The sequence below is a fragment of the bacterium genome (genome assembly GCA_030685015.1).
In the GTDB taxonomy this organism is placed as follows: Bacteria; CAIWAD01; CAIWAD01; order CAIWAD01; family CAIWAD01; genus CAIWAD01.
Genome location: JAUXWS010000041.1, coordinates 46162 through 62003 on the forward strand (window position 1 = coordinate 46162; position 15842 = coordinate 62003).

Sequence of the window (15842 nt, forward strand, 5' to 3'; positions counted from 1 at the left end):
CTGAGCAAGAGGATCCCATGGATCGTGATCTGGCCTCCATCCAGGAAGTCCGGGAGATGTTGACGGCAGCCCGTGCCGCCGCCGACCAGTTCAAGCACTTCAGCCAGGACCAGGTGGACCGCGTCGTCCAGGCGATGGCGACGGCCGCGCTGAACAACGCCAAGCGCCTGGCCCGCATGGCCCACGAGGAAACGGGCTTCGGCCGCATCGAGGACAAGACGACCAAGAACGTCTTCTGCTCGAAGAACCTGATGGACTACGTGGGGCCGCTGAGAACCTGTGGCGTCATCGCCCACGACGAGCGGCGGCGCATCCACGAGATCGCCGTGCCCATGGGCATCGTGGCGGCACTCATTCCCTGCACCAATCCCACCTCGACGGCCATCTTCAAGTCGATCATCTCGCTGAAGAGCCGCAACGCCATTGTGATGAGTCCGCACCCCAAGGCCCGGGGCTGCATCCTGGAGACCACCCGCCTGCTGCACGACGCCGCCAGCGCCGTGGGCGCGCCGCGCAGCCTGGTCCAATGCATGACCCTGCCCACCCTGGATGGTACCCAGGAGCTGATGCGCCACAAGCTCACCAGCGTCATCCTGGCCACCGGCGGCAGCGACATGGTGCGGGCCGCCTACAGCGCCGGCAAGCCCGCCTACGGCGTGGGTCCGGGCAACGTGCCGGCCTATGTGGATCGCACGGCGGACGTGGGCAAGGCGGCGCGCGACATCGTGGCCGGCAAGAGCTTCGATTGGGGCACCGTCTGCGCCAGCGAGCAGAGTGTGGTGGCGGACCGGCCCATTGCCGGCAAGCTGATGGAGGAGATGCGCCGGGCGGGCGCCCACTTCTGCACAGCCGAGGAGAAGGCCAAACTGCAGGCCGTGATGGTGGACAAACGCGGCAAGATCAACGCCGAGATCGTGGGGCGCAGCCCGCAACACATCGGCGGCCTGGCCGGGATCAAGGTGCCGCCCGCCGTGCGCGCCCTGGTCGTCCTGCTGGACGAGGTGGGCGTGAAGGATCCCCTCTCCTGCGAGAAGCTCAGCCCCGTGCTTGGCTTCTACGTGGTGGACGGCTGGAAGTCCGGCTGCGACCTCAGCGTGCGCATCCTCGAGTACGGCGGCGTGGGGCACACCTTCGCCATCCACTGCCTGGATCCCGACATCGTGATGGAGTTCGGACTGCACAAGCCGGCCTTCCGCATCATCGTCAACTCGCCGGCCACCCACGGCGCCATCGGCTACACGACCGGCCTGACACCCAGCATGACCCTGGGTCCGGGCACCTGGGGCGGCAGCATCACCAGCGACAACGTGGGGCCGCTCAACCTCGTCAACATCAAGCGCGTCGCCTGGGAGACCAATCCCCTGGAGGGCGCCACCCCGGGCGCCGCCACCAAGTGGGGTTACGACGAGCAATACCGCTACCGGCCCAGGGAGGAGGTCGCCCGGGCCAACGCCGAGAAGGCCGCCGGTGCAACGACAACCACCGCTTCGCGCACCGAAGCGCCCCAGTACGGCAAAAGCGGGATGAGCGACGAGGAGATCGACCGCATCGTCAAGGAATTCAAGGGCTGATCAGCCGGTGAGCCTCCACCCCCGCATCCGCGTCATCGGCCCGCGGGCCTTTCTTGGCCGGGAGCACGTCGTCCGGCTCTTCGGAGAGGACGCCCGGCTGGAGTTCGCAGCGTCGCTGGGTTTGCAGGCGGGCTTCCTGGCGCGGCAGGAAGTGGCCGCCGCCACGGCGCTGGGTCGCCTGTCCGGCATTCCCGTGGTGGGACCTCCCCAGGAGCCGGCCCGCCTGGAGTGCCCGCTGGGACTGGCGCGCCAGCTTGGCCTGGAACCGCCGGTGCGCCACAGCGGGGACGTGGAGGGCGCGCCCCGTGTCACCCTCATCGGACCGTGCGGCCACCTGGAGCTGGCGCAAGGCGTGATCAGCCTGACGCGCCGTCTGGAGTGCTCAGCGGACAACGCCCGGCGTCTGGGCCTGCTGGATGGCGATCGCGTGGTTTGCGCCGTGCGCAGCCACCAGCGGACGGATCTGCGGGAGGCCGTGCGCGATGGCATCCTGGGCGAAGTCTTCGTGCGCGTCTCCGCCGACTACGATCTGGAACTCCATCTGGATACGGACGATGCCACAGCCCTTCGCATACAGGATGGCGACATGGCCCGCTTGCTGACAGCCGGGCGCAGCGGCCAGGGACCCGGCCATCTGCCGGTGGGGCGCCTGGTGGGCGAGGCCGAGGTGCGCGCCGCCCGGGAACAGGGCCTGCGCATCCGGGTCGTCCGCGGCATGCTGCTCACCCCCTCCGCCCGCGACCTGGGCCGTGCCTGGGACCTGCTGGACCTGGAGGAGTGAGAGCCCGCGGCCCGTCCCACCGCACGTCCAGCCGTCGCCGCCATCCCTTGACATGTTGCGAGGGAGAAGATACTCTTGGGGCTTCGTGACCCGAGGTGAGGCAAATGAAGAGCGACATGCCCTTCGGCAGGACCAATTACCTGCTGTTCCTGGCGGGCTGCGCACTGCTGGCCGTTGGCTTCATCTGTGCCGCCCAGGGTCCCCATGACGGGTTCGTCTCTTTGACCCTGTCGCCCCTGCTGCTGATGCTGGCCTACCTGGTCGTGCTGCCGGCATCCATTCTTGTCCGGAGCAAGGGCGATTAGCTCAGTTGGTCAGAGCACCTGCTTTACACGCAGGGGGTCACTGGTTCGAGCCCAGTATCGCCCATTGTCGGACCGGTAGTTCAATCGGTTAGAGCGCCAGCCTGTCACGCTGGAAGTTGCGAGTTCGAGTCTCGTCCGGTCCGTTCCTCCAGCCCCCGCCCGTCGGGGGCTTTTTCACAATGGTCAGGAATCTTCGTCTCCAGCTCAATGCATTTGATTAGTCGACCGCGGGCCCGTTGACGCTCGGATGAAGTCATAGCCATCAAGTGCGGGCGGACACATGAATCACAGACAGGCAAGGGCCGCGGAGACCAGTGGCTTCCATTAACTGCACAGTTGATGGAGGCCGACATGACCGTCTACTTCCGCAACCCGCGCACTCACCGTGAACGGGCCACCTGTTTCGGCTCGATCTGGAACGACGCGGGAGTCCGTGTCCGCACCCGGGGCCGGCGGCGGCCCGGGCGCCTGCCCAACGACTACGACGACATCTGGAAGTTGACCAGCAAGTGCTGGAAGAATTACCGCCAGCATCAGTACCGCCAGCAGCGCTAACCGGTGATGCGGTCCCGGCCCAGGACCGCGCGCGTTCCGTCAGCTTCCCGGCCCGGTCGCCATGGCCGGGGACCGCATGCCTGTGGGTGATCGGGCTTGTGCGTGACCCTGCCTGGATAGATGTTGTCCCCGCAAGGTCGACGAGGCGATGCTCAAGCCGCCCGGGCGTCCGGACATCGACCAGCTGGAGCTCGTCGTCTTCACTGGACAATTCCACGAAGTGGGGCCGTTCCTGGAGAAGGCCTTCGCCATAGGCAAAGAGCTTTGAGCCGGTCCGATGCAGCAGGGGGAGGCACCATGAGCCGCGCCGATCACGCCGTGCAGCTGTTCCAGGGCGGGCATGCCTGTTCCCAGGCCGTCCTGCTTGCCTGGGCGGTAGAGCAGGGACTGGATCCGGCCCTGGCCGCGCGGCTGGCCGCCGGGCTGGGCGGCGGTATGCACCAGGGCGGCCTCTGCGGCGCGGCCAGCGGCGCTGTCCTGGTGCTGGGGCTGGTCCTGGGCGGCGAGGCCTGTGTCACAAAGGAAGGCCGTGAGCCGGTCTTCGCGGCGGTGGAAGAGTTCATGCGCCGGTTTCGTGAACGGGCGGGGTCCTTGGATTGCCCGGAGATCCTTGGTTGCGACCTGTGCTCGCCGGATGGCTTGGCGAAGGCCCGCGCGGAGGACCGCTTCGCCAGCATCTGCGAACCGGTGGTGCGGATCGCGGTGGAAATCCTGGAGGACGAACTCGCCCAGGGGTGACCCGCGCGTCCGTCGCTGCCACGTCCTCCGTCCACCGGCTCCGCCGGTTTTCCTTCCATCGGGTTCGGCCATGGGACATGTGGCGGACGCTTGGTATGCTCTGCCGTCCCCCGACACGGCCGTCACCACCAGAATCAGCAACACAATTCACAAGGAGACATCACGATGAAAGCGCTCGAGCGTTACGCCGACCATGCCTACGCCCTGCTCCGCATCGTGGCCGCCTTCATGTTCCTCTTCCACGGCGTGCAGAAGGTGCTCGGCCTGCTCAGCGAACTCCAGCCGCCCATGGGCAGCCAGTTGTGGCTGGGCGGCTTCATCGAGCTGGTGGCCGGCCTGGCCATCCTCATCGGCTGGCAGACCCGTTGGGCGGCCTTCCTCGCCAGCGGCACCATGGCCGTGGCCTACATCCAGTTCCACTGGCAGTTCCAGTTCGGCGAGGCCTTCCTGCCGGTGATCAACAAAGGCGAGCTGGCGGCTCTCTACAGCTTCGTCTTTCTTTACATCGCCTGTCGTGGCGCCGTGAAATGGGGCGTGGACAAGGCCTGAGGCCGGCGCCCCCGCCGCCGCTCGATCGCCATCGGGCACGAGAGTATGACAGGAGGTACCCGGCATGACTCGCCGCCACATCGGCATCCTGCATCCCGGCGCCATGGGAATCTCGCTGGCCGCCGCCGCCCGGAGGAACGGGCATGTTGTCCACTGGGTGTCGGCGGGACGCGGCCCACGTACACGGGAACGGGCGGAGGCCCACGGCCTGGTCGAACATGGGAGCCTGGAGCAGCTCGGCGCGGCCTGCCAGCTGATCATCAGTGGTTGCCCGCCCCACGCCGCCGCAGAAGTGGCGGAGGCGGTGCGCGCCACGTCCTTCCGCGGCCTCTACGCGGATTGCAATGCCATCTCGCCCGAGCGGGCCAGACAGATCGGGCGACGGATGGCAGAGGCGGGCATCGCCTTCGTGGATGGCGGCATCATCGGTGGTCCCGCCTGGGAGCCCGGCGCCACGTGGCTCTACCTGTCCGGGGCGGCCGCTGCGGACGTGGCGGACTGCTTCGCCGCCGGACCCCTGGAGTGCGAGGTGATCGGACCGGAGCCCGGCCGCGCCTCCGCCCTCAAGATGTGCTACGCCGCCAATACCAAAGGCGGGACAGCCCTGCTTTGCGCCGTGGTCGCGGCGGCCGAGGCGCTGGGTGTGCGGCGCGAGCTGGAGGCGCAATGGACGCGGGAGCAGCCGGACAGCCCGACGCGCATCCACCAGCGACTCCGGCGTGTCACGGGCAAGGCCTGGCGCTTCGCGGGGGAGATGGAGGAGATCGCCGCCACCTTCACGGCGGCCGGATTGCCCGGCGGTTTCCACGAGGCCGCCGCCGAGCTCTACCAACGTCTCGCCCCCTTCAAGGAGGCCGCCGAGCCGCCCGCCCTGGAGGCCGTGTTGCATGTCCTGAAAGGATGTGGGACTGAGGAGGCGGGGCGTTGCGGCGGGGTTCTGCGCGTGGTCCGCGGCGACATCACGACCCTGGCGGTGGACGCCATCGTCAACGCCGCCAACATCCTGCTGCTGGGCGGCGGCGGCGTGGACGGGGCGATCCATCGCGCCGCCGGACCGCAGCTGCTGGAGGAGTGCCGTCTGCTGGGCGGATGCGAGACGGGCGAGGCGAGGGTCACTTACGGCTACAACCTGCCCTGCCACTTGGTGATCCACACGGTGGGCCCTGTCTGGCAGGGCGGCGACGCCGGCGAGGCGGCCTTGCTCTCTGCCTGCTACCGCAACAGCATCGAAGTGGCCGCTCTCACCGGGGTGCGCCGCCTGGCCTTCCCATGCATCAGCACGGGGGTCTTCAGCTATCCGCACGAACCGGCGGCCCGCATCGCCGTGGAGAGTGCGCGCCGGTCGCAGCGGGAGTTCCCCGCCGTGAGCGAGATCATCTTCTGCTGTTACTCGGACGAAGACGAAGAGATCTACCGCCGCCTGCTCGAATGAACAAGCGGCGGCTGTCAGACGGGAGGGGCTTGGGATGACACACAAGCGATGGCGGAGTGGAGAACGGGGCTGGTTGACGGCCATGCTGGCCCTCCTGCTTGCCGCGGGCAGCGCGGCGGCCGGGATTTCGGGGCACTACGCGGCCACGGCCAATGGCAGGAATCTGCTCCTGGAGTTGACCGAAGCCACCGACGGCACCCTGGCCGGCAGCCTGGGCGGCTATCTGGATGGGCCGCTGCAGCTGGACGGCGTGGTCGAGGAAGAGGTGGGGATGGGGGTCTGTCTCACGCCGGATCTGGTCGGCTACTTCCAGGCGGAGGTAGGGGCGGAAGGACTTCTGCTGACCTTGATCGCCGCTGATCCCAATGGCGTGCCCCTGCCCGACCAGATGGACGAGATCTCGTTCCGGCGGAGCCAGATATCCCGTGCGGCGCCGGCCAACCCGCCTCCCGTGGCGGCAGTCCCCACCACCGGGATGCAGGCGGGCGGCGTGGCCGGAGGCGCCAGCGGCCAGGGCCTGCTCGGGATCTGGGAGCACCAAGGTCCCGAGGCCATTTCCATCGCCGTCTTCCTCAGTGATGATCAGCTGGTCTTCGACGGGGAGCGGGCCGCATATCGCCGCGAGGGCAATCGTCTGCTGGTCCAGACAAGCGAGGGCGCGCTTGACCTGCCCTTCCAGCTCGACGGCGCGGCGCTTCTGCTTCAGCACAACGGCCGGGAAACCCGCTTCACACGACTGGTCGAGGCGGAGACCGGGTTGCTCCAGGGACGCTTCTGCTCCTGGTCGGGATCCTCCAGCTCCAGTGGATCCTACAGCACGACGCGCCGCGTCTGGTTCGACGGGCAGGGCGGCTTCTGCACCCGCAGCGAAAGCTCCTTCTCCGTGACCACGGCGGATGTGTCCGGCCTGGGGGCGACCAGCGGCGACCCGGACGCGGGGCGCTACCGGTTGGCCGGCGACAAGGTCTTCCTCTTCTTCGGCGACGGCAGCGTGGACTGGGCGAGCATCCACAACCGAGGCGATGGCGGCCGCATCACGGAGCTGATGTACAACGCGAAAGTCTTTGCCGGAGCCTTGTGCGACTGAGGCGTGGCCCGACCCGCAGGCCGCGTCGCGCCCCGGCAACCCCTTGAACAGGACAGGAGGATCCCATGCGCCATCAAATCATGATCTCCCTGATGCTCGCCCTCGTTCTGCCCGGCTGGGGCCGGCTCTTTGTCGGCTTGGAGGATGAGACCCTTCCCGTGAAATCCAGCGACCTGGCCGGCTTTCCCGCGGTCACCTGGACCAGCCATCCCGCCTTCGAGGTGAATGGCCTCGCCGCCGCGCCCGATGGCACCATCTACGCGTGTCGCGGCCCCTTCACAACGCAGATCCATCGCTTCCGGCCAGACGGACCCGCCGAATACCTGTGCAACGCCGGGGTGGACCTGCACGGGCTGGGCTACGGCAACGGCACCCTCTACGGCTTCGCCAACTTCGCCAGCCCCATGGGGATCTACACCATCGACCCGGCCACCGGCCAGGCCGCCCTCGCCGTCGATCTCAGCAGCCCGGGCTACCGCTATTTCGCGCTGGATTTCAACCCCGCCGATGGCCTGCTTTACGGTTACACCGAGTACGGCTCGCCCAGCGGCCTTCATTCCATTGATCCCACCAGCGGCGCCATCACGCCCATCGCCGGACCCATTCCCGCGGTGAACAGCCAGGGCCGGGCGCTGGCCGTGGGCAACGGCGTGGTCTACCTGGCCGCCACGCGCGGGGACGACGGCGTGCCGCTATATGCCTGGGATCTTGTGGCGGGAGGACCGTGGACAGCCTTCACCCAGCCCTTTCCCGACCATCACAACACGGGCGGTGCCGCCTGGTTGCCCGCGCCGGCTCCCCGCTGCGAAGTGGAGCCGGGCCTGATCGACCTGGGCGTGCTGCTGGCCGGCGGTTTGCGCAGCGGCAGCTTCACGGTGACGAACGCGGGGAGCGGCATGTTGACGGGCGCCGCCACGGCCGACTGCCCCGGGCTGGAGCTGGACAACAATGCCTACAGCCTGGGGCCGGGGGAATCGCAGACGGTGGTGGCAAGCTACACCGGGACGGCGGCGGGCGATCTCGAGTGTCTCATCGACGTGGGCGCGGAGTGTGATCCGGTCATCTGCCGAGCCGCCGTCGTCTGGGTGGCGCCCCTGACCGGCGAAGCCTCCCCCTGCGGCACGGTGGACGACCTGGGCCACCTGCCGGGAGCGGTCACCGGTTTCATGGTGGACTGGAACGCGGGCGATGTGGGCTGCAACTATTCAACGGCGAAGGGCACCCCCTCGGCGTATCCTTGCGGGTCAATGGGCAGGAGGTGTGGAACGGGACCGTCTCCACCGCCATCTGGCCTGCGGCCGCGTCGGGAATCGATCCTGCCGCCCTGGCGGAGGACATCGTCCTGCATCTTGAAGTCACGGACGGCACGGACGTCTGGAACGATGGAGGCGGGGAGTGCGCCTGGGACCTGGCCTTCGCGGACCTGTCCCACACCACGCGACCGGCGGCCTTCCGGCTGGAGGCTCCCGTCCCCAATCCCTTCAATCCTGGCACCACCATTCGCCTTGTGATGCCCACCCCCCAGGCGGCGAGGCTGCGTGTGGTTGATCTGGCCGGGCGCACCATGGCCCAACTTCATGACGGCGCCCTGCCGGCAGGGGAGCACGTCTTTGTCTGGCGGCCTGGAAGCCAGGGCGGCGGGCTTTACTTCGCGGTGGCGGAGAGCGGGGGCGTGACCAGGACGCGGCGCTTGCTCTACATCCGGTGATGGGAGGTGACGGCTCGACGGAAACGGCGTGAAGGGGTGCCCGTGGAGCCTGAGATGCGCCGACGATTGGAGACACAGGCCGGCGAGCCCTGTCTGGCGGCGGCGCGGGCGAAGGATGCGCCCGCAGTGGCTGGGCCGCCGCGGAGTGGTTGCTGGCGCAGTGGGAGGAGAAGAGCCATTGAAAGGAGCCAAGACATGACCTTCTGGTTGAAGGTCTACGGAGGCGCCTTCGCCGCCTTCCTTGCCTTGGACCTGCTCTGGCTGGGCGTGGTGGCCAAGGGCTTCCACCACCGCCAGATCGGCTTCCTCATGGCCGACAGCCCCAACTGGACCGCGGCCCTCCTCTTCTACCTGCTCTTCGTGGCCGGCATCCTCGTCTTCGTCATCCAGCCGGGGCTGGCCGCCGGCACCTTGAAGTCGACCATTTTGCGTGGCGCCTTCTTTGGCGTGGTCACCTACGCAGCCTTCGATCTCACCCGCCAGGCCGTGCTGAAGAACTGGCCGGTGGCGCTCACCGAGGTGGACCTCTGCTGGGGCATGATCCTGACGGGCTCCGCCAGCGCGGTCGGCCACCTCTTTGGATCCCGCGTGGCATGGGGCAAGGACTGGTTCCCTGGCTGTCGGGGTGGTGGTGGGATCCCATTCATGACGAAGCCGACCGCAGTCGTGAGGCCAGCATTCCGGTTGGCGGTTTGGGGCGGACGGCTCCGCCGGGAGCTGGATGTCTGGATCCTGGTTTCTCGGCATCCCGGCACGCCGCGGGCGCCCAGGTTGGTGCTGATCCTGACCCTGGCCTATGCGGCAAGCCCCATTGATCTCGTTCCCGACGTCATCCCCGTGCTGGGGCATCTGGACGATTTGCTGTTGGTGCCCTTAGGCCTGTGGCTGGCTTCCCGCATGGTGCCACCGTGGGTGTTGGTCGAGTGCCGGGCGCGCGCGGGCGCCGGAGAGCCGACCTTGGCCCGGGGCGGCCGCTGGGTGGCGGCCGGAGTGGTCCTGCTGTGGCTGCTGGCCATCATCCTGCTGGCCAGGCGGTGGGTGCGGGCAGGCACGTAGAGGGGAGGGAGGACATGGCCTGGACCATGCTGTTACTGGCGGGACTGTTCGAGATTGTCTGGGCCATCCGCCTGAAGGACACGGACGGATTCTCCCGTTTGCGGCCAACGGTGGCGACCCTGGTGGCGATGATCCTCAGCATGGGCCTGATCGGCTTGGCCGTGCGCTCGCTTCCCGTGGACACGGCCGATGCCGCGTGGACCGGCATCGGCGCGGCGGGCACGGTCATCCTGGGCATCCTGTTGCTGCGGGAATCAGCCCACCCTGGTCGTCTGGCGTGTGTGGGACTCATCCTGGCGGGCATCGTCGGCCTCAAGCTGCTGACCCCCTCCTGAGCACACGATGATCCATCAGGCCCAGGGTGGACGCCACCAGACTCGGCGCGAGGGGAGCCTCCCGCGGCGTCGACCCTGGGACAAGGCGGACATCCCCGTCGGGGATGTCCGGCCGACGATCACAGACAACGAAGGAGAGCCCCATCGTGCGAGTGATCCTCTTCGGCGCCTCCGGCATGGTGGGCATGGGTGTCCTGCTGGAATGCCTGGACGACCCGCGGGTGGAATCCGTGCTGGCGGTGGGCCGGCGCCCCTGCGGCCTGACCCACGGCAAGCTGCGGGAATGGCTGCGGGAGGACTTCTTCGACTGGTCCGACGCCGGGGACAGGCTGGCCGACCTCGACGCCTGCTTCTTCTGCCTGGGCGTCTCCGCGGCCGGACTGGACGAGGCGGCCTACACGCGCCTCACCCATGATCTCACCCTGGCGGTGGCCGAAGCCCTCCTGGTCGCCAACCCCGGCCTTGTCTTCTGCTATGTGTCGGGCCAGGGCACGGACTCCAGTGAGCGGGGCCGGATGATGTGGGCGCGGGTCAAGGGCCGCACCGAGAATCGGCTGCTGGCCATGCCCTTCCCCTCAGCCTTCATGTTCCGAGCGGGTCTCATCCAGCCGCTGCGCGGGGTGCGTTCGCGTACCCGGCTCTACCAGGCCCTCATCACCATGATGATGCCCCTTTTCCCGCTCCTGCGGCGGCTGTTTCCAAACCAGATCTGCACCAGCGCCAGCCTGGGGCGCGCCATGATCAAGGTGGCCGGCAAGGGCTGGCCCGGCCCGGTGCTGGAAGCCCGCGACATCCAGGCGGCGGGGGGACAATGAAGGAGACGGACTCCCCGACGGGTTGCAGCTGCCAGCCGGCGTCCGCCGGTGACGTGCGCGTCCATCATCATGGCCGCCGTGCTTCGTGGGAAGGCCGCGCACCGGCTTCCGGCCAGACCTGGCCGGACAGGACGAGGAGGGGCGGCAGCGGCTGCTGGCCCGCGTCTCGGGCAGCTATCGGCGCGGCAACGAGCGGGCCACGGCCCGGCATCCCCGCAACACGTGGTGATGGACACGGCGTTAGGCCTTGGAGCACGGCGGAGTTTATTCGTACCATTGCCGTCTGAAATTCACCTCAAGAGTTCAGGAAAACCACAGTGGACAATCCGCGCCTCGTCTTCGACCGCCTGGACCAACGCATCACCGCCTGGATGGCCGAGCACGGCCTGGCCCTGCTGTGCGTCAGCGTCGGTTTCATCTTCTTCTGGTTCGGCCTGCTCAGATTCTTCGCCGGTCTCAGCCCGGCGCAGGAGCTGGCCACCCGCACGATCAGCCTGCTCAGCTTCTCGCTGGTGCCGCCCGCCGTCGCCATCATCGTGCTGGCGGCCTGGGAGACGGCCATCGGGCTGGGCCTGGTCTTTCGCATCCAGCTGCGCGCCACCGTGCGCGACGGACGCCTGCTGGTGGCCGGCCCCCGCAGTGGCCGGGCGCAGACCGCCCACGGCTGGAGCGACATGAAGCCAGCGGGAGGCCGCCCATGAGCGCCCGACCCCGACCCATCCAGACCGGCCTGCCCGACTACACCAGCCGCCTGGTCGAGACTTTCTTCACGGAAGGCCCCGCCGCCCAGTATTTGGACGGCCGGCGCCGCCTGCCCTCGGCGGACAAGACGGTGGACCTGCTGGGACGCATCTTCTCCGTGCTCTATCCCGGCTATTTCGGCAGCCAGCATCTCACGCCCGAGAACGTGGCCTACCACGTGGGCGCCCTGCTGGACGACATCGCCGCCGGGCTGGACGAGCTGGCCTACCTGGCCTACCGCAGCGAATGCGGCGAGGACGATCCCTGCGAGCACTGCGCCCGCGAAGCGGACCGCGCCGTGGAGGGGTTCACCGCCCGCCTGCCGGAGGTGCGCCGCCTCCTCGTGCTGGATCTGCAGGCCGCCCACGACGGCGACCCGGCCGCCCGCAACATGGCCGAGATCCTGCTCGCCTACCCGGGCATGGAGGCGGTCACCGTCTACCGCATCGCCCATCTGCTCCACGAGCAGGGCGTGCCGCTCATCCCGCGCATCATGACGGAGCACGCCCACCGCCGCACGGGCATCGACATCCACCCCGGGGCGCGCATCGGGCGCAGCTTCTTCATCGACCACGGCACGGGCGTGGTGATCGGCGAGACAACGGACATCGGCGACAACGTGAAGATCTACCAGGGCGTGACCCTGGGGGCGCTCTCCTTCCCCAAGGACGAGCGGGGCCGCCTCATCCGCGGCGCCAAGCGCCATCCCACCATCGAGGACGGCGTGGTCATCTATGCCGGCGCCACCATCCTGGGCGGAGGCACGGTCATCGGCAAAGGCGCCGTGATCGGCGGCAACACCTGGGTGACGCACTCCATCCCGGCGGGGGGACGGGTGATCAGCACGCCCCAGGAGCAGCGCATCGAGGCGGGATCCACCGGAGAGGGGACGGATTCCCTTTGATGGGTGATGCATCGCGGCGTCACGTGGCGGCGCCGGGCGAGGCAGGACAAGCGGAGCAGCCACTTCATCAGATCGGCGGCGCCATCACGCCAGGGACGGAGTCGCCGGAGCAAACACACAGCGTGAATGGAGCAAGGGAGGGCGCATGGAACGGATCTACGACAGCATCGCCGACACCATCGGGCGCACGCCCCTGGTGCGGGCCCCGCACAGCACGGCCGGCCTGGGCGCCGTCGTGGACTTCTAGCTCTAATCTTTCTACCCCATTTCCAGCGTAAAGGACCTCATCGGCCAGGCCATGATCGCCGAAGCCATCCAGCGCGGCCTCATCGTGGAAGGGACGACGGTGGTCGAGCCCACCTCAGGCAACACGGGCATCGCCCTGGCCTTTGTCTGCGCGGCGCACCGCATTCCGCTCGTCCTCACCATGCCGGAGACCATGTCCCTGGAGCGACGCAAGATCCTGGCCGCCCTGGGCGCCCGCGTGGTGCTGACCGAAGGGGCCAAGGGGATGAAGGGGGCCGTGGCGCGCGCCACGGAGCTGGCCGCCGAGATCCCCGGCGCGCTGCTCATCGGGCAGTTTGTCAATCCGGCCAATCCGCAGATCCACCGCCGTACCACGGCGCTGGAGATCTGGGAGGACGCCGGCGGCCAGGTGGACCTCTTCGTGGCCGGCGTGGGGACAGGCGGCACCATCACCGGCTGCGGCGAGGTGTTGAAGTCGAAGAATCCGCAGCTGCGCGTGGTGGCCGTGGAGCCGGCCGACTCGCCCGTCATGACCCAGGCCCTGGCCGGCGAAGAGCTGAAGCCCGGCCCGCACAAGATCCAGGGCATCGGCGCCGGCTTCATTCCCGAGGTGTTGAACCTGCAGATCATCGACGAGGTGGTCTGCGTCAGCAACGACGAGGCGATGGAGACGGCCCGCCGCCTTTGCCGGGAGGACGGGCTGATGGTGGGCATCTCCAGCGGGGCCGTGGCCTGGGCCGCCTTCCAGCTGGCGCGGCGGCCGGACTGCCGCGGCAAGCGCATCGTGGCGGTGCTGGCCAGCCATGGCGAGCGCTACCTCACCACCGCGCTCTACGACTTCCCGGATGACGTGGTGCTGTAAGGGCGGGTGCGGCCGCGGCGGTCGGCGGGGCGACTGTCCCGGATCGGTCAGGTCTCGACGGGCGCCGGGTGCAACACCCTCCAACAGCGCCGCAGGCCCACCGCGCTGCTGATGCTGACCAGCGTGTCGGAAAGCAGCCCGGGGAGGGATCCCACCAGCAGGTTGTGTCCCACCCAGAAGGGGATCGTCACAAGCAGGATGATGCGGAAGGGCAGGACCTTCGTCTGGTAGCGCCCCAGGCTGATGCCCGCCATGCCCAGGGCGGCATAGACGCTGGCCGCCCCCGACCAGGTGAAGACCAGGCCAAGGCCGATGGCGGGCAGGGTGAGCAGATAGACAGTGCGGAAGCCGGGCCTGGTGCCCAGGGGGATGGCGGCCAGGGCCTGCAGGGCGGCCAGGGCGTTCATGAGGCTGCCCGTGAAAGCGCCGATCAGGGCGTAGTGGGCCAGGAAGCAGAGCCCCGCGACGGCTTGCACCAGCAGCATGACACCCCGCCGGCCGAGCAGGGGCCACAGGATGTTGAGCAGGACGCCGGCCAGTCCCAGCAGCAGCGCCGTCGTGCTCGCAGGCAAGTTCTCCATTGGGCTCCCGGCCTGGTCATGACCCCGGCCGCGCTCCACGCCGCGGCGGCGTCCCAATGTCGGCAAGGACGAGCGCAGGCCCAATGCAGACGGGGGACCATCCTACTTTGAGTGACCGGGTCCGAGCATCCAAGGCTGGTTCCAGCGAGAGCGACCATGCGATCATCGCTTCAGTCAGAAGGCAGGGCCGTCGTCTGCGTTGTGATGCTGTCGGTCAACATGGTGGCCGTGGCCCTGCCCGTCGGCGCCACCACGCCGGATCCTGTCCCGGCACATGACCGCGCCGTCGCCATAGGCAGGAGGAGACGTGACGCGTCGCCCGGCTGTTGGAGCCGTTGTGTGAAGGCCGCGGCGCCAAGCTGCGCTGGTTCCGCCACCCCATGCTCAACACGGGACCGGACCGGGAGACCAAGGCCGCGTTCGAGGACTGGCTGGCGCAACGGGGTTGGCGCGTCGCCCCCGTCACCTTCGACAACGACGAGTACGTGTTCGACCGGGCCCACGATCCGGCCCGCGAACGGGGCGAGATGGATCTGCAGCGGCGGCTGGCCACCGGTTACCTGCGCTACATGGAATCTGTTGCCGACCACTACGAGGAGCTGTCCCGCCGCCTGTTGGGGCACGAGCCGGCCCAGGTCCTGCTCCTGCACGCCAACTGGCTGAACGCGGAGCACCTGGACGGACTGGTCGCCATGCTCCACGGCCGCGGCTGCCGCTTCGTGCCGCTGGAAGAAGCCCTGGCGGACACGGCCTATCAGCTGCCCGACGCCTTCATTGGAAAGCGCGGCATCTCCTGGTTGGAGCGTTGGGCGATCACCCGGGGGATCGATCCCGGTCCCATGCCTGCGGCTCTCCCCTGGGTGCGACAGGCCGCGGGCTTGTAGGAAAGGATTCCTGGACTTCCCCATGTTGTGGCCGCCGGGCGGCGAGGCGGAGCGGCGTCGGGGAAGTGCCCGCGCCGGAGGCCGAACCTGCCGAAAAGAGAAAGGGCGCATGATGCGCATCGCAACGACGAGCGGAACCCTGGCGCTGCTGGCCGGACTTCTGTGGGCCGGCGCGGCCAGCGCAGAATGGCTGGGACTGGGCGTGATGCTGGGCGAGCCCACCGGCTTGTCGGCCAAGACCTGGCTGGACAAGACGCGGGCCCTGGATTTCGGCCTGGCCTGGACCCTGTCCGACGACCAGGATCTCCACCTCCACGCCGACTACCTGCTGCACAACCGCACGCTGCTCGCCCAGAGCGGCGTCCCGGGCGGCCTCACCTTCTACTACGGGGTGGGAGGACGCCTGCAGCTGCGCGATGACGACGACGGCCGCGGCCGCGACAACGACGACGACAAGGACCGGCTGGGCCTGCGCATCCCGCTGGGCATCGCCTGGACGCCGCCCGCCACGCCCCTCGATGTCTTCCTGGAGGTGGTGCCGGTCGTGGACATCATCCCGGACACGGAGGCGGGCTTCAACGGCGCCTTGGGCGTGCGCTTCTGGTTCAAGTAGTCCCGGCGCTGCCCGCAGCACATCCGTCTGGCACGCACCCTTAGCCCAAGCTTCACATTTCTGCGAGCGGAAACATCCG

The 15842-nt window shown here is 68.6% G+C and carries 19 protein-coding genes, 2 tRNA genes and 2 pseudogenes; 22 read left to right on the plus strand and 1 reads right to left on the minus strand.

All coding sequences use genetic code 11. The features are described 5' to 3' along the window. Positions 1-17: 17 nt before the first annotated feature. From Q8O14_04900 to cysK, 20 genes and pseudogenes are all read left to right on the plus strand, one after another. Entirely contained in the window at positions 18-1571 is a 1554-nt protein-coding gene (locus Q8O14_04900; protein MDP2360077.1) for an aldehyde dehydrogenase family protein, read from the plus strand. A 7-nt stretch (positions 1572-1578) separates the two neighbouring features. Then, a complete protein-coding gene (locus Q8O14_04905; GenBank protein MDP2360078.1) occupies positions 1579-2352 on the plus strand; it encodes a hypothetical protein in 774 nt (257 codons plus the stop codon). A gap of 104 nt (positions 2353-2456) precedes the next feature. Next, positions 2457-2657, plus strand: coding sequence for a DUF3098 domain-containing protein (locus Q8O14_04910; protein ID MDP2360079.1), 201 nt, complete (start codon positions 2457-2459; stop codon positions 2655-2657). After that, a tRNA-Val gene (locus Q8O14_04915) sits at positions 2648-2721 on the plus strand. Before Q8O14_04910 ends, Q8O14_04915 begins: the two co-directional genes overlap by 10 nt. 5 nt (positions 2722-2726) lie before the next feature. Further along, positions 2727-2800 (plus strand) — tRNA-Asp (locus Q8O14_04920). Positions 2801-3008: 208 nt separating this feature from the next. Beyond that, positions 3009-3212, plus strand: a complete 204-nt coding sequence (locus Q8O14_04925; protein MDP2360080.1) for a hypothetical protein — start codon at positions 3009-3011, stop codon at positions 3210-3212. A gap of 297 nt (positions 3213-3509) precedes the next feature. Beyond that, positions 3510-3950, plus strand: a complete 441-nt coding sequence (locus Q8O14_04930) for a C-GCAxxG-C-C family protein (protein MDP2360081.1) — start codon at positions 3510-3512, stop codon at positions 3948-3950. A gap of 165 nt (positions 3951-4115) precedes the next feature. Continuing rightward, complete coding sequence (locus Q8O14_04935; GenBank protein MDP2360082.1) at positions 4116-4499, plus strand: DoxX family protein; 384 nt, start codon at positions 4116-4118, stop codon at positions 4497-4499. Between the two features lie 64 nt (positions 4500-4563). Beyond that, positions 4564-5325: pseudogene (locus tag Q8O14_04940) on the plus strand (DUF1932 domain-containing protein). A gap of 111 nt (positions 5326-5436) precedes the next feature. Next, positions 5437-5931: an O-acetyl-ADP-ribose deacetylase gene (locus Q8O14_04945; GenBank protein ID MDP2360083.1), complete on the plus strand. Its 495-nt coding sequence runs from the start codon at positions 5437-5439 to the stop codon at positions 5929-5931. Between the two features lie 34 nt (positions 5932-5965). After that, on the plus strand, positions 5966-7018 hold the full coding sequence (locus tag Q8O14_04950) for a hypothetical protein (GenBank protein MDP2360084.1): 1053 nt from the start codon (positions 5966-5968) through the stop codon (positions 7016-7018). 65 nt (positions 7019-7083) lie between these two features. Further along, positions 7084-8529 carry a hypothetical protein gene (locus Q8O14_04955; protein ID MDP2360085.1) on the plus strand — a complete coding sequence of 482 codons (1446 nt, stop codon included), beginning with the start codon at positions 7084-7086 and terminating at the stop codon, positions 8527-8529. A gap of 53 nt (positions 8530-8582) precedes the next feature. Further along, entirely contained in the window at positions 8583-8726 is a 144-nt protein-coding gene (locus Q8O14_04960) for a hypothetical protein (protein MDP2360086.1), read from the plus strand. A gap of 195 nt (positions 8727-8921) precedes the next feature. Beyond that, a complete protein-coding gene (locus tag Q8O14_04965) occupies positions 8922-9782 on the plus strand; it encodes a DUF2177 family protein (GenBank protein MDP2360087.1) in 861 nt (286 codons plus the stop codon). Positions 9783-9796: 14 nt separating this feature from the next. Next, entirely contained in the window at positions 9797-10117 is a 321-nt protein-coding gene (sugE, locus tag Q8O14_04970) for a quaternary ammonium compound efflux SMR transporter SugE (protein MDP2360088.1), read from the plus strand. Positions 10118-10263: 146 nt separating this feature from the next. Further along, positions 10264-10932, plus strand: a complete 669-nt coding sequence (locus Q8O14_04975) for an epimerase (GenBank protein ID MDP2360089.1) — start codon at positions 10264-10266, stop codon at positions 10930-10932. A gap of 85 nt (positions 10933-11017) precedes the next feature. Next, the gene (locus Q8O14_04980; protein ID MDP2360090.1) at positions 11018-11161 is read left to right on the plus strand and encodes a hypothetical protein; all 144 of its coding nucleotides are present in this window, start codon (positions 11018-11020) and stop codon (positions 11159-11161) included. Positions 11162-11249: 88 nt separating this feature from the next. Next, a complete protein-coding gene (locus tag Q8O14_04985; protein ID MDP2360091.1) occupies positions 11250-11633 on the plus strand; it encodes a hypothetical protein in 384 nt (127 codons plus the stop codon). Next, on the plus strand, positions 11630-12577 hold the full coding sequence (epsC, locus tag Q8O14_04990; protein MDP2360092.1) for a serine O-acetyltransferase EpsC: 948 nt from the start codon (positions 11630-11632) through the stop codon (positions 12575-12577). The genes Q8O14_04985 and epsC overlap by 4 nt, the downstream gene beginning before the upstream one ends. 145 nt (positions 12578-12722) lie before the next feature. Next, positions 12723-13685, plus strand: a pseudogene (gene cysK, locus Q8O14_04995) (cysteine synthase A). A 47-nt stretch (positions 13686-13732) separates the two neighbouring features. Here cysK and Q8O14_05000 read toward each other — a convergent pair. Then, entirely contained in the window at positions 13733-14266 is a 534-nt protein-coding gene (locus tag Q8O14_05000) for a YgjV family protein (protein ID MDP2360093.1), read from the minus strand. A 335-nt stretch (positions 14267-14601) separates the two neighbouring features. On the opposite strand from Q8O14_05000, the gene Q8O14_05005 reads away from it, so the two are divergent. Next, positions 14602-15150: a hypothetical protein gene (locus tag Q8O14_05005; protein ID MDP2360094.1), complete on the plus strand. Its 549-nt coding sequence runs from the start codon at positions 14602-14604 to the stop codon at positions 15148-15150. 109 nt (positions 15151-15259) lie between these two features. Further along, positions 15260-15763 carry a hypothetical protein gene (locus Q8O14_05010; protein ID MDP2360095.1) on the plus strand — a complete coding sequence of 168 codons (504 nt, stop codon included), beginning with the start codon at positions 15260-15262 and terminating at the stop codon, positions 15761-15763. Positions 15764-15842 lie beyond the last annotated feature (79 nt).

Coding starts and splice junctions, on each gene's coding strand:
- Q8O14_05010 (MDP2360095.1), top strand. CDS start 15,260: ATGATGCGCATCGCAACGACGAGCGGAACCCTGGCGCTGCTGGCCGGA.
- Q8O14_04965 (MDP2360087.1), top strand. CDS start 8,922: ATGACCTTCTGGTTGAAGGTCTACGGAGGCGCCTTCGCCGCCTTCCTT.
- Q8O14_04935 (MDP2360082.1), top strand. CDS start 4,116: ATGAAAGCGCTCGAGCGTTACGCCGACCATGCCTACGCCCTGCTCCGC.
- Q8O14_04900 (MDP2360077.1), top strand. CDS start 18: ATGGATCGTGATCTGGCCTCCATCCAGGAAGTCCGGGAGATGTTGACG.
- sugE (MDP2360088.1), top strand. CDS start 9,797: ATGGCCTGGACCATGCTGTTACTGGCGGGACTGTTCGAGATTGTCTGG.
- Q8O14_04960 (MDP2360086.1), top strand. CDS start 8,583: ATGGCCCAACTTCATGACGGCGCCCTGCCGGCAGGGGAGCACGTCTTT.
- Q8O14_04925 (MDP2360080.1), top strand. CDS start 3,009: ATGACCGTCTACTTCCGCAACCCGCGCACTCACCGTGAACGGGCCACC.
- Q8O14_04930 (MDP2360081.1), top strand. CDS start 3,510: ATGAGCCGCGCCGATCACGCCGTGCAGCTGTTCCAGGGCGGGCATGCC.
- epsC (MDP2360092.1), top strand. CDS start 11,630: ATGAGCGCCCGACCCCGACCCATCCAGACCGGCCTGCCCGACTACACC.
- Q8O14_05000 (MDP2360093.1), bottom strand. CDS start 14,266: ATGGAGAACTTGCCTGCGAGCACGACGGCGCTGCTGCTGGGACTGGCC.
- Q8O14_04950 (MDP2360084.1), top strand. CDS start 5,966: ATGACACACAAGCGATGGCGGAGTGGAGAACGGGGCTGGTTGACGGCC.
- Q8O14_04910 (MDP2360079.1), top strand. CDS start 2,457: ATGAAGAGCGACATGCCCTTCGGCAGGACCAATTACCTGCTGTTCCTG.
- Q8O14_04955 (MDP2360085.1), top strand. CDS start 7,084: ATGCGCCATCAAATCATGATCTCCCTGATGCTCGCCCTCGTTCTGCCC.